The 13,180-nt window shown below is 43.1% G+C and carries 10 protein-coding genes; 6 read left to right on the plus strand and 4 right to left on the minus strand.

The genetic code is table 11. The features are described from left to right. Positions 1-75 precede the first annotated feature (75 nt). The 5 genes from VIG27_RS07380 (at position 76) to VIG27_RS07400 (ending at position 6,128) form a co-directional block, all read left to right on the plus strand. Complete coding sequence (locus VIG27_RS07380; protein WP_394526720.1) at positions 76-474, plus strand: GntR family transcriptional regulator; 399 nt, start codon at positions 76-78, stop codon at positions 472-474. After that, complete coding sequence (locus tag VIG27_RS07385; RefSeq protein ID WP_394526724.1) at positions 467-1,366, plus strand: ABC transporter ATP-binding protein; 900 nt, start codon at positions 467-469, stop codon at positions 1,364-1,366. Before VIG27_RS07380 ends, VIG27_RS07385 begins: the two co-directional genes overlap by 8 nt. Continuing rightward, complete coding sequence (locus tag VIG27_RS07390) at positions 1,341-3,515, plus strand: DUF6449 domain-containing protein (protein ID WP_394526727.1); 2,175 nt, start codon at positions 1,341-1,343, stop codon at positions 3,513-3,515. The genes VIG27_RS07385 and VIG27_RS07390 overlap by 26 nt, the downstream gene beginning before the upstream one ends. A 72-nt stretch (positions 3,516-3,587) precedes the next feature. Further along, positions 3,588-4,076 (plus strand): zinc ribbon domain-containing protein, encoded by a 489-nt coding sequence (locus VIG27_RS07395; protein ID WP_394526729.1) that lies wholly within the window; start codon positions 3,588-3,590, stop codon positions 4,074-4,076. A gap of 132 nt (positions 4,077-4,208) precedes the next feature. Then, positions 4,209-6,128 carry an LTA synthase family protein gene (locus VIG27_RS07400; RefSeq protein ID WP_394526732.1) on the plus strand — a complete coding sequence of 640 codons (1,920 nt, stop codon included), beginning with the start codon at positions 4,209-4,211 and terminating at the stop codon, positions 6,126-6,128. Between the two features lie 43 nt (positions 6,129-6,171). Here VIG27_RS07400 and VIG27_RS07405 read toward each other — a convergent pair whose 3' ends face one another. Next, positions 6,172-7,278, minus strand: coding sequence for a DUF362 domain-containing protein (locus VIG27_RS07405; RefSeq protein ID WP_394526734.1), 1,107 nt, complete (start codon positions 7,276-7,278; stop codon positions 6,172-6,174). Between the two features lie 157 nt (positions 7,279-7,435). Here VIG27_RS07405 and cls point away from each other — a divergent pair, with 157 nt between their 5' ends. After that, positions 7,436-8,986, plus strand: a complete 1,551-nt coding sequence (gene cls, locus VIG27_RS07410; RefSeq protein WP_394526736.1) for a cardiolipin synthase — start codon at positions 7,436-7,438, stop codon at positions 8,984-8,986. 105 nt (positions 8,987-9,091) lie between these two features. Here the strand turns inward: cls and VIG27_RS07415 are convergent, their stop codons facing one another. The 3 genes from VIG27_RS07415 to VIG27_RS07425 form a co-directional block, all read right to left on the minus strand. Beyond that, positions 9,092-10,153, minus strand: a complete 1,062-nt coding sequence (locus tag VIG27_RS07415) for a hypothetical protein (RefSeq protein ID WP_394526739.1) — start codon at positions 10,151-10,153, stop codon at positions 9,092-9,094. A gap of 317 nt (positions 10,154-10,470) precedes the next feature. Next, positions 10,471-10,839, minus strand: a complete 369-nt coding sequence (locus VIG27_RS07420; RefSeq protein ID WP_394526741.1) for a hypothetical protein — start codon at positions 10,837-10,839, stop codon at positions 10,471-10,473. A gap of 529 nt (positions 10,840-11,368) precedes the next feature. Next, positions 11,369-13,174, minus strand: a complete 1,806-nt coding sequence (locus VIG27_RS07425) for a heparinase II/III domain-containing protein (protein WP_394526743.1) — start codon at positions 13,172-13,174, stop codon at positions 11,369-11,371. Between the last annotated feature and the right edge of the window lie 6 nt (positions 13,175-13,180).

The raw sequence follows: 13,180 nt of genomic DNA on the forward strand, positions 1-13,180 counted from the left end.
TCTGGTTGACAAATCAGAGGTATTTTACTATACTTAGTGTACTAGGAGTATTAATACAGATATTGGAGGTGGAATATGATATTGCTTGATTACAAAGACCGCAGGCCCATATATGAGCAGATTGTTGAAAAATTAAAAGATCTGATGATCTGCGGCGTATTGGAACAGGATAGCCAGCTGCCGTCTGTCCGCAGTCTTGCCACCGATTTATCCATTAATCCCAATACGATCCAAAGAGCGTATGCAGAGTTGGAACGGAGGGGATTCATTTATTCGGTAAAAGGGAAAGGAAGTTTTGTGGCCGATACCAGTTCGATCCGTGCTTTAAAAAACAGTGAACTAAAGATAAAGCTTGGAAGTTGGATTGATGAAGCAAAAAGATCTGGCCTTACGGAAGATAAAGTTCATACCTGGATTGCAGAGGGCTGGACAAAACCGGAATATTTGGAAGGAGAGGATAAAACTTATGATTAAAGCTGAAAATTTGACCAAGCGTTTTGATGAAATTGTGGCGGTAGACCATGTAAGTGCTGAGATCCGGGAGGGGAGCGTTTTCGGCCTTATCGGAACCAATGGGGCGGGAAAGAGTACATTTTTAAGAATGCTCAGCGGGATATTAAGGCCGGATGAAGGCAGCGTTGTCATAGACGGAGAACGGGTCTATGAGAACGAAAAGGTAAAGAGACGTTTCTTCTATATTTCGGATGACCAGTATTTTTTTAATAATGCAACCCCCAAGGATATGATGGAATTTTACAGCAGGGTTTATCCGGAATTTGACCGGGGACGTTTTCAGACACTATTGGATCATTTTGGACTGGAAACAAGAAGGAAGATCCAGACTTTTTCCAAAGGGATGAAAAAACAGCTTTCGGTCATTTGCGGGATCTGTGCCAATACGGAGTATCTGTTCTGTGACGAGACCTTTGACGGACTTGATCCGGTGATGCGTCAGGCGGTAAAAAGTATTTTTGCCAATGATATGGCGGAACGAAATTTAACCCCTATTATAGCCTCCCATAACTTGAGGGAGCTTGAGGATATCTGCGATCACGTAGGACTTCTGCACAGGGGAGGAATATTGCTTTCCAGGGATTTGGATGATATGAAGCTTAACATTCACAAGATCCAATGCGTGTTAAAGGATGGGATGACAGAGAACGACCTGGTAGATTTAAACCGCATCAAAACGGAATCCAGAGGAAAGCTATACACCTTAACCGTGCGTGGAAGCAAAGAAGAAGTAATTGGACGGATGGAATCATACCAACCGGTATTTTATGAGATAATTCCACTGTCTCTGGAAGAAATATTTATCAGTGAAACGGAGGTGGCCGGTTATGACATCAAAAAACTTATTTTTTAATCTCTTAAAAGAGGATGGGAAACAACGGCTTTGGTCAATGGCAGTGGCTTTTTTGCTGTTTTTCTTTGCTCTTCCGGTAGGAACAGCACTTAGGCTTGACGAGAATATAAAGCAGGAAATGAGTCATCCGTATGTTATTTCGGAGCTTCAAAGATGGCTTGGAGTTCAGAATGAGTTTCTCGCCGCATTGGTGATTTTTCTGTCTATGATTCTGGGAGTGACCAGTTTTTCTTACCTGCACTCCAGACAAAAGGTGGACTTTTACCACGGAATTCCGGTAAACAGAAAGCATTTATTTTGGGCGAATTATATAAATGGTATTTTAATCGCAGCAGCGGCCTATGGCATTAATCTTTTGCTTGCACTGGGAGTGACGGTTGCCAACGGAATCTCTCCTGCAGAAATAGCCGGCGTTTCTTTGGGTGCATATCTGTTTTTCCTCATACATTATTGTATGATGTATACAGTAACAGTACTTGCCATGATTTTGACGGGAAATGTATTGATAGGAATTTTGGGTACATTGGTATTTCATTTTTATTCAGCCTGTCTTTTGTTCGCCTTGGACTTATCCTATAATGAGTTCTTTTATACCAGCTACAAGGAAGGGAAAACTGTATTTAACGGGCTTATGGATAAGGTTTCTCCGTTTGTGCTGTTTGTTACAAATATAGAAAAGATGGAGCCGGAGCTTACAGGAGAGTTTCTGGTTCGGATTGCAGCGGTCATTGCCGGGACTGTCATTGCAGCACTTTTGTGCTTCTGGCTCTACAAGAAAAGAGGGTCAGAGTCAGCCGGGAAAGCAATGGCATTTAAAATCAGTATGCCAATCATCAGGATTCCCATTGTGGTCCTCGTTTCCCTGTACGGAAGTTTGTTTTTCTGGTTTATTCATTCCAGTTTGGGCTGGGCGGCATTCGGTTTGATCTGTGGTGCGCTGCTGGCTCATTGCTCCATTGAGATCATTTACCATTTTGATTTCCGCAAGCTGTTTTCCCACTGGAAGCAAATGATTGTTTCCGCGGTTTTAGCTGGGGTCCTATTTTGCAGTTTTCATTATGATTGGTTTGGATTTGACAGCTATATACCGGAAGAGAATTCTATAAAGTCAATGGGGATATCCTTTGATAACACCACGAACTGGATTGATTATGGAGATATCTGGCAGGATGAGCAGGGAGATTATAACTGGCGGAATGTATCTTCCGATAAATATATATTAAGCCGTATGGAGCTGAAAGATACAAAACCCGTTCTGGCCTTGGTGCGCGAGGCGGTGGAAAGAAATCAAAGCCTGCACCGAAGCGGTTTATCCGAAAAAAGTACCGGTGATAATGAGAACACTTACCGATTCTCTGTCCGATATACCATGAAGAGCGGGAAACATATTTATCGGTCCTATAAATTGGCGGGTGATAAAGTGCGCCCGGAAATCGTCCGGATCTATGAAAATCCGGAATTCCTGAATGCAGTCTATCCAGTGCTTACCCAGACTCCCGAGGATACCGCATGGGTGAGAGTGGGCAGAGGTGCCCAGAAAAAGGTTGTGAGTCTGGACCGAAATGGAACCGATAAAGCGATGACAGAAAAGCTCCTTATGGTTTACCAGGAAGATTTAAGAAATTTGAAAGTAGAAACCATGCAGAAGGAAAATCCAATCGGGTCTATCCAGTTTGTTACGGAAAAACAGGCGGATGCAGAAACCAAGCGTATGGAGAGCCAGAACTACTGGCAGTATAGTGACGTTACGGAAAGAGGGTATTATCCCATCTATTCTTCCTTTAAGAATACATTGGAGCTGCTTAAAGAATGTCAGGTGGATGTGGACAGCTGGAATAATCTGGAACAGATCAAAGAAATCAATTTTGATATGACTCAGTTTGAACAATTTAATTATGCTTATGAGAAGCAAAAGATGCAGTATCTGACCATTTCAGACCCGGAACTGCTGATGCAGATTATGGAAAATGCTTCTGTCGAGGAGTATTCCAATATGAATCCATTTGTAAACAACAGGGTTGAGAGAATCAGCTTCTCAGCTGTAACAGAATCAGCCGGCAGTAGAAGCGAGATACAATATACCATTCCTGTCCAAGAGCTTCCTCAGTCGGTCAGGAAGGATATTGATCAGATAAAAAGCGGCGTGTAAGCAGTCTTTCATTGACTTTTCCCTGCAATAAAGTTAAAATGGTAGGAGTATAAGTCAAAGGAGGAATCACGGATGGCATTTTTTGAAGAGCTGGGGAAAACACTCAGCGATACCGGCAAAGAGGTCGCAACCAAAGCGAAAGCGCTGACTGAGACGATACAGTTAAAGACACAGATAAGTGCTGAGAGAACAAAGCTGGAAGAAGCTTATGCTGCTATCGGTAAACAGTTCTATGAAACGAACAACGAGCCAGGAGAAGCTTATGCAAAGGCATATGAGGCTGTAAAAGCTGGCCGGCAAAGAATTGCCGCTCTGGAGATTGAGTTGTCCCAAAGCGAGGGAACCCGTATTTGTGCAGAATGTGGAGCGAAAGTTCCAAAGAATTCCTTTTATTGCGGAAAGTGCGGTGCCCCTGTAAAAGAGACCTGTGCCGATCCGATAACAAATGAAGCGTTTGATGAAAAACCGGAAGATACAGCTACGACAGTGGAATCAATTGATACTGCTGGCATCAATGCGGGGAAGGAAGCGGCATTTGAACCTACAGAAGAACAAGAATAATTAAGAAAGGACCGGTCAAAAGGCCGGTCCTTATTTGTGCCTATAAATTCTTTTATAAAAAGTATGTAAATTTTCTGTAAAATGTGGTAGACTAAAGCCGACTCAAAAAAGAAATATGATGCAAAGAGGTATATGATGAAACGATATGTCAAATGGCTGGGAAAGCTTCTTGCTCTTTCTGCCATAATAAATGTCATGATTGAGCTGGCAGCCAGAAAATCCCTTGCAGACCTTGGCTCATATATGTTAGGCAGTTTTCCCATCTTTTGTTTGAATACACTGATTATAACCCTGCCTTATACGATTCTGTTTGTAACGAGGAGAAAGACATTTATCTGCATTGCAATGTCTGTCATATGGCTTTTTTTAGGAGTGGTGAACGGAATACTTCTTGTTTTTCGGACCACACCATTTACGGCAGCAGACTTCCGGCTGGTAAAATATGCGGTCAATCTGTTTACGGTTTACTTTACCTGGCAGCAGATTATTCTGATCGTACTTGGGGTTTTGTTTGCTATCGTGTGCCTGGTTTTTGTCTGGCGGAAAGCACCTGTCTCGCAAGAAAAGGTGAGATACGGATTTGGAACAGGGGTGATAGCTGTTTGTGCGGTGTTGGTTCTTGGCGCAACAAGCATATCTATGAGGACCGGTTTGGTAGCTGTGCACTTTGGCAATATCGGTGATGCATTCCGTAATTTTGGGTTTCCATATTGTTTTTCCAATTCCATGTTTAACACAGGGATATCAAAGCCGGAAGGCTATGATAACGAAACCATGGAAGAAATTAAAGATGAAGAGCTGGTACCGGAAAATTTATATGCGCTGTCAGAGAATACAAAACCAAATATTATTATGATTCAGCTGGAATCTTTTTTTGACCCTTCTTTGTGGTACAACAATCCGGTGAAATATGATCCGATTCCATTTTTCCACCAATTGCAGAAAAATTACCCGGGAGGTTATTTGAATGTACCAGTGGTTGGAGCGGGAACTGCCAATACGGAGTTTGAATCCATTACCGGCATGAATCTGGACTTTTTCGGACCTGGAGAATACCCTTATAAAACCGTGTTAAAAAAGACTTCCTCGGAAAGTGTTGCCTTTGACTTAAAAAATCTCGGGTACAGTGCTCATGCCATACATAATAATGAAGCTACCTTCTATGACCGGAACCGTGTATTTTCCCAACTTGGTTTTGATACGTTTACGCCCATTGAATATATGAACAATATTGAGCGGAATCCTACTGGGTGGTGCAAGGATAAAATCTTGACGGGAGAGATTATGAAGGCGCTGGATTCCACACCCAACCCTGATTTTATTTATACTATTTCCGTTCAGGGACATGGGAAATATCCTAGTTTTGAGTATTATTGCCAGCAGATCAATGAAATGGATGAGTTCATACGTTCGCTGGTGAATACCCTGAGAACACGGAATGAACCTACGGTCTTGGTGATGTATGGGGACCATCTTCCCGGATTTGAGTGGTCAGAAAGTGAGATGAAGAACAAAACGCTTTTTCAGACGGAATATGTGGTCTGGAATAATATGAATTTACCTGTGGTAAAAAAGGATGTAGAGGCTTATCAGCTTGCAGCTCATGTATTGGACATGCTGGGCATTCATGAAGGTACGATGATGCGTTTTCATCAGAAATATTTTAACGATAAACATGCGGATGTAGATAATTACTTAAAGGATATGAAAACTCTGGAATACGATATTCTCTATGGGAGTCATGAGGTGTATGGAGGCAAAAGTCCTTATCAGACCACAGATCTGAAAATGGGCATAGACGATATCACCATTGATGACGTGGTTTATAATGATTCCAATGTGTTGATTTACGGGAATAATTTTACGCCTTATTCCAAAATCTGCCTGGATGGGAAAGCAGTCGAAACCACCTTTGTCTGGCCCCAGCTGATCATTGCAAAGAATGTTGCGGAAAATAAAGTAAAGGATTCGGAAATATCTGTGTGGCAGATTGGAAGAGATAAGGTCCCTTTGAGCGAAGCCGGGACGTTTCGATTTAAAATAGAAGATTAGCAGTAAAGGAGAGCACAGATGCGTGCTCTCTTTTCTATGGATATCAGATGGTGATCAATTCATATTCTGAATTGCCAAGTCCAATCTTTACCGCATGCTCGATGGAAGACTTCCAGTTGGTATTTGGATGGGTATCTTTAAAGTGATCGTGGTGATGGCTGCCGTGTTTTTCTAAAAGACTGCCTGCCATCACTGGCTGACGGTTCACTGCGTCAACGCATGCCATATCAAGGGCAACCGGGTCAAAGGAAGCAAACATTCCCACATCCGGAATAATTGGAATATCATTTTCAGAATGGCAGTCGCAGTTGGGAGATACATCCATAACCAGACTGATATGAAAACTTGGGCGGCCTTTTACTACGGCCTGGGTATATTCCGCAATCTTATAATTTAAAACATCATTGGACTCGTCAAAGTTAGACTGGACAGCATCAGCAGGGCAGACTCCGATGCAGCGGCCGCAGCCCACACAGCGGTTGTGATCGATAAATGCTTTCTTTTCCTGAAAGGAGATGGCACTGTGAGCACAGTTCTTCTCACAGGCGTGGCAGCCCACACAGCTTTCTTCTTCTACATGGGGTTTTCCTGCGTTATGCATCTCCATCTTTCCGGCTCTTGATCCGCAGCCCATTCCTATATTTTTTAAAGCTCCTCCAAACCCGGTGCTTTCATGGCCTTTGAAATGAGTCAGGGAGATGAAAATATCCGCATCCATAATTGCCCGGCCGATCTTAGCTTCTTTTATATATTCACCGTTTACAGGAACCAGGCTTTCATCAGTCCCTTTTAAACCGTCGGCAATCAGTACGTGGCAACCGGTAGAAAAGGGGGAAAACCCATTTTCATAAGCAGTGTCCAGATGATCCAGAGCGTTCTTTCTGCTACCTACATATAAGGTGTTGCAGTCTGTTAAAAATGGTTTGCCGCCCTCTGACTGCACAAGATCAACCACAGCCTTTGCATAATTGGGACGTAGAAAAGAAAGATTACCCAGTTCGCCGAAATGGATTTTTATTGCTGCATATTTGTTCTGGAAGTCGATTTGATCCAGCATACCAGCTTTTTTAATCAGTCTTTTCAGTTTTTGCGGAAGGTTCTCCTGAAACGAGGTATGAAAGTTTGTATAATAAACCTTTGATTGCTCCATAAACGGTCTCCTTTTGATAAATTTTATTATTTTCCATTATACTTTAAATCGAATGGTATTTCAAGAAGTCATTTGGCACTTTATTTCCAGTTATTTTTGTGCTAAACTAAGAGAATCATATCAAAGCTGCATGGACTTGCATATGGAGGTTACGAGGATGAAGCAAATTAGGGGAATGCTGCGGGTTATTTTTGGACGGACTACATTTGGAGCCATAGCGCTCATTGCCCAGATAGTCATACTTTTTGCGGCATATCGTTTTTTAAGCCGCTATCTGGCTTATTTTTACGGTGGTTTTACTCTCCTTAGCGCACTGGTTATTATTTATATTCTAAATAAAGAAGAGAATCCAATTTTTAAGCTGACCTGGATGATTCCGATTGCAGCAGTACCCGTATTTGGAATGCTCTTTTATCTGTTTGTGGAACTTCAGATCATTGGCAAATTAATGAATAAGAAATTAAGAATCAATATGGAAAATACGGAAAAGTACTTGGTCCAGTCTCCCAAGGTTATGGAAAATTTGTCCAGAATGAGCAGGCAGAATGCCAATCTTGCCAGATATATTAAGAATTCCAGTCATTATCCGGCTTACGGCAGCACCAATGTAAAGTATTTTTCATTGGGAGAAACCATGTTTGCAGCGATGAAAAAAGAACTGGAAGAGGCCAGACGGTTTATCTTTATGGAGTTCTTCATTGTTGAGCGAGGGGAAATGTGGAATGAGATACTGGAAATTCTGGAACGAAAGGCCAAAGAGGGAGTGGAAGTCCGTTTTATGTATGATGGGATGTGTTCCCTTACCCTGCTTCCTTATGGCTATACAAAGGAATTACAGAAAAAAGGAATAAAAGCCAAGATTTTTTCTCCCATCAAACCGGTGCTGACCACCTATCAGAACAACCGGGATCATCGTAAAATACTGGTGGTAGACGGACATACTGCATTTACCGGTGGAATGAATCTGGCGGATGAATACATTAACCGGCGTGTCCGGTTTGGACATTGGAAAGATACCGGAATTATGCTCAAAGGGGATGCGGCTGCAAGCTTTACCATGATGTTTTTGGAAATGTGGAATATTTCTGAAACGGAACCGGAGGATTACAGTAAGTATTTAAGAGATCCGGAATACTTTTATCCGCTGGAGCTGAGTATGGAGGGTTTTGTCATTCCGTATGCAGACAGTCCTTTGGACGAGGAGAGCGTAGGGGAACAGGTATATCTGGATATTATCAATTCAGCCAGACAGTATGTCCATATTATGACACCGTATTTGATCCTGGATTACGGAATGGTGAAAGCCCTTGCTTTTGCAGCGAAACGGGGAGTGGACACAGTCATTATCATGCCCAGGATACCCGACAAAAAATATGCATTTCTGCTTGCGAGATCCCATTATGGGGAATTGCTTCGGGCAGGAGTCCGGATTTATGAATATCTGCCTGGCTTTATGCATGCAAAAGTATTTACCAGTGACAATACAAAAGCAGTGGTAGGAACCATCAACATGGATTTCCGAAGTCTTTATCTGCATTTTGAATGTGCTGCCTATCTGTACTGCAATGAAGCGGTCAGAGATATTGAACGGGATTTCCAGGAAACATTGGCTCAAAGCAGAAGAGTCACATTAGAGGACTTATCTCAATATCCATGGTACGAGAGATTTGCAGGACGAGCTTTGAGACTGTTTGCTCCACTTATGTAGATGTAAATTCCAAAGAATATGCGCCGGAAGTATTAGTTCCGACGCATATCTTATTTTTGGAATTTTTGTACATAGGAATGTTTTCGGATGGGCGTATTATGGTTGTCAAACTTCTAAAATAACAATGTTTGCAATGACCGGAGTCGCACCATAGAAAACGGTTTGGCCAGTTGTATTAACAAGCTGAATGGTTGCAGGAACCGCACCAACTGTGATGAGTGCAGAACCATTTAACTGACCTGTTACGACTGGTGAACTAGCAGGTACACCTGCTCCTCCACTAGACTGAAGTGTGAATTGTACAAAAGTGGCTGGTCCTGCTCCGTCTGTAGATACCCACCAAGCTACATAATAATTTCCTGCAGCGGTTATTGTAGCAATACCTGTAGCTGGGTTGTAAGAAATATTAGGACTCAGGTCGCTCAAAACGGTATTAAATAAAACAGGACTTCCATTTGCGACTTCTGTGCCTGCGGTAAGCTGTGCCTGAAGTCCACTGAATAGTGCTGCTGGTCCGGTCGGCCCGGTCGGTCCGGTCGGTCCGATTGGTCCAGTCGGTCCAGTTGCTCCAGCACCGCCGCCAGGTCCGGTCGGTCCGATCGGTCCAGTTGGTCCGGTAGGTCCGGCAAGTCCGGCAGGTCCGGTCGGTCCAATGGGTCCCTGAGGTCCCTGAGCGCCAGTCGGTCCGGCAGGTCCGGCAGGTCCAATGGGTCCCTGAGGTCCCTGAGCACCAGTCGCACCGGCAGGTCCGGTCGGTCCAGTGGGTCCCTGAGCACCAGTCGCACCGGCAGGTCCGGTCGGTCCAATGGGTCCCTGAGGTCCCTGAGCACCAGTTGGTCCGGCAGGTCCGATAGGTCCCTGAATACCCTGAGGTCCCTGAGCACCGGCAGCACCAGTGGCACCAGTTGGTCCAGTCGGTCCAGTCGGTCCCTGAATACCCTGAGGTCCCTGAGGCCCTACAGGTCCCTGAGGTCCAATGGGTCCAATGGGTCCCTGAGGTCCAGGAGGTCCCTGAAAACCTCTAGGTCCCTGAGGTCCAGGAGGTCCCTGAAAACCTCTTGGTCCTTGGGGGCCGGTGGGTCCAGGGCATCCTCTTGGTCCTTGTGGACCAACGCAGCCACCGCCACAACCGTAGCGGTTTCCGTCCCAATCTCTACAATTATTCATTATAACTCCCTCCTGTCAAGGTGTAATATTTTCCTGTAAAATAGTTTGAAGATGCGTATATTTTTATAAAGGGCTTTATTTCCTTTATAACATATCATATGTATAAAGTGTCAAGTTTGTTAGAGACAAAATTTACTTAAAATAATTGTTTTCTATGATACATAAAGAGTAGTGATCTGTTTTTAAATATCGTTTTGCATAAGGCCCCGTAGACCGGGGCTTTATAAATTAAAACGTAATTACGTTCAAGCTGTAGTTGGCTGCATTGCTGGAAGTTATATTTGCAGACCCGGTAACAATTAACCTGACTTCATAAGTTACAGTTCCTGCAGCAGGAGCGGTATCAACATAAGTGCCAATAATGGTATGATTTCAGTACCTGCAGTTGCTCCTGATCTGTTTAATTGTTTGATATTTAGAAGTGTGCCATCTCTATAAAGTATTACTTCTGCCGTAATATTGTAGTCTGCAGCGGATACTAATTTTAAATCCAGAAAGTCCGGTAGCACCGGTCGGCCCCGTGGGTCCGGTAGCCGCGGTCGGTCCGGAAGGTCCAGTCGCACCGGTGGGTCCGGTAGCACCCGTCTGCCCAGGAGGTCCAGTAGTGCCGGTGGGTCCGGTAGCACCCGTCGGTCCGGTGGGACCGCTGGAACCATCCCCGCACCATTTTCTTCAATAATATCCATAGACCCTCTAAGCGGAACATTTAAAGAAAAATATATCAGTGAGTTACTGATATTAACAAGAGACAGGGTAACCGGAGCGGTTAAAACTTCTATAATGCCAATTCCGTATAGTTCACCTGTTTTAATTGGTGAATTACCTATGATAAAATCTCCCTGAGAAGTTGACAGGGCAAACGAAATGCCGTTTGCAGCTGAGTTATAGGTAATATTTCAAGATAGAAATAGAATATTATCAATTAGCACATTTGCGCCTGAATCAACAGTAGAGGAAGAATTTAGTTCTAGTTGTAAAGCAATATTATCCATTGTTTTCCTCCGTTTAACTTTAATAGTTATGACGTGTAGTGAATTATTAATTGGTTCTATATAATTTATGTTAAAAAATGTGATTTGGTAACTGATGCAAAATCATACGAAAAGTATTAAGAAAATAAGAATTATTATTGGATAAAAAAAGAAGTATTCCCCTGTAAAGAGAAATACTTCAGATAATCCATGATAATATTTTATAACTGGAAAGATTTTAAAATTAGTAAATGTTCAATATCAAATCCTGGTTTTTTATAGCAATCAACAAGCGGTAAATATCATGTTTCCATGCGGTTTGTAATCGCTTGTCGGTGATCGGAATGGTTTCTTTTCTTATAGATGCGGCACCCTCCACCGTTAGTTTCCCCAGATTTCCAATGGTTATGGAATTTTCTGAAACCATTGGTTCTTCATAGAACATTAAGGATAGGACCGGATTTAATTCGCCATCATAGTGATCTGTAATAACAATCCCGTTTCCCTTTTTTAGCACTGCGCTGCGGATATAAGAGCGGATCCTTGGATCTGCATAGGCTGAGGCCAGATCCATGGTTATTCCGCTTTCCAAAGTTCCAAAATAACAGGATACCTGTTCTGCACCATATTCTGCGCCGTCTTTTTGCATGATTTCTGTATCTCCGTCAAAAAAGGTAGGAAGATTGTGATAACGTGACTGCATCGTCCATATATCATAGCGTTCAGGGGAAAACGTCTTTTTACTGTAGGTTTCCACACCCACATCAATAAAAAGAGGATGCCCATTTTTAAATATGGTAAAACTTCCGGTATCATTGTGATTGTGACTGTCGTTATTGTCACCGGCTTTTACTGCCAGGCAAAAATGATCATCTCTGGAAATGAAAATACCAACGCTTTCATACCAGGTATCCTCATGGGAAATAACGGGAGCTTTCTCATATGAAATCATTTCCTCATGAGTGAATATGGTCTGCACCCGGTAAAACAGATTGTGTTCATCAACTGTCAAAGGATCCTCACTGTTTTGATAATCAGAGGCAGCAAATGCCATCAGTTCTTTATTCCGGGTCCTTTTGCCGAATAGAAATTCCCTGGCACCACATCGTCCGGCAACAGGGGAGCAGTCAGCAAAATTCACATAGTAGATGCCATCAATATGAACGTTTAAAATGTAGGAGGCTATGTTTTTTACTTTTTCAGTTTCATAAGCGGGAAGAAAGGTCTGGTCAGTGATATCATTTAGAATTTCAAGTGAATTGAACAGACACAGGCCGGCATGACGGTAATATTGGGCACCTTCGTCACAGCAGCCGTCTTCCCCGTATTCATCAAGAAAATAGTCCATGCTTTTTACCGCTTTTTGAAAGATTGCCATCCTTTTTTCTTCTGGAAGCTCTCTGGTAAAGGCGGAGAGGAGTATGTTCTGGGTGCACCATATGGTCCAGTTGTTCATCTGGCTGGAACCATCCCCCATCCACCAGAAATGTTCCTGAAGATAAGGCGTGAAAATGCGTTCCTCCAGGTTTTTATTGATCATTTTAGAAAGGAAGGGGCTGACCCCGCTCAGTTCCTGTCTTAAAAGATATTCTGCCATGGAAAGAACGGAAGCAGTTTCGGCGGCAAACAGATCAATGACAGGACGTGTGACATCTGGAAGTATCAACTGAGGCGTATCCCGGATATAGGAATTGTGGGCCGGAAGCTGCCACGCATTTTCTTCACATATGACATAAAATCCATTGATGATATCATCAAGAAAACGACCCTGGTGTTCCACGCATTCCGCCAGCACAAGGTGGTCAAGAGCGATCCTTCTGGAAAATTGCTTGTCTTCAAAATCACTTCGGTTTCCTGTTCTGGTAAATGTCATAAAATCCACTGCGGTTATGGACGGATACTCAAAATGTAAGAATTTTTCGCCGTTGTTTACCAGACGTTTCTTTAAGTCTTCCGGAAGCGATTCCCATTTCGTTCGCTCACAGGCGGGGGGATATAAATTAAAGCAGGATAATGGTTTGTTTATGTTTTTTGCCAATTCTGTAATCATGACGCA

This window comes from Lacrimispora sinapis, assembly GCF_043633585.1.
Lineage (GTDB): Bacteria > Bacillota > Clostridia > Lachnospirales > Lachnospiraceae > Lacrimispora > Lacrimispora sinapis.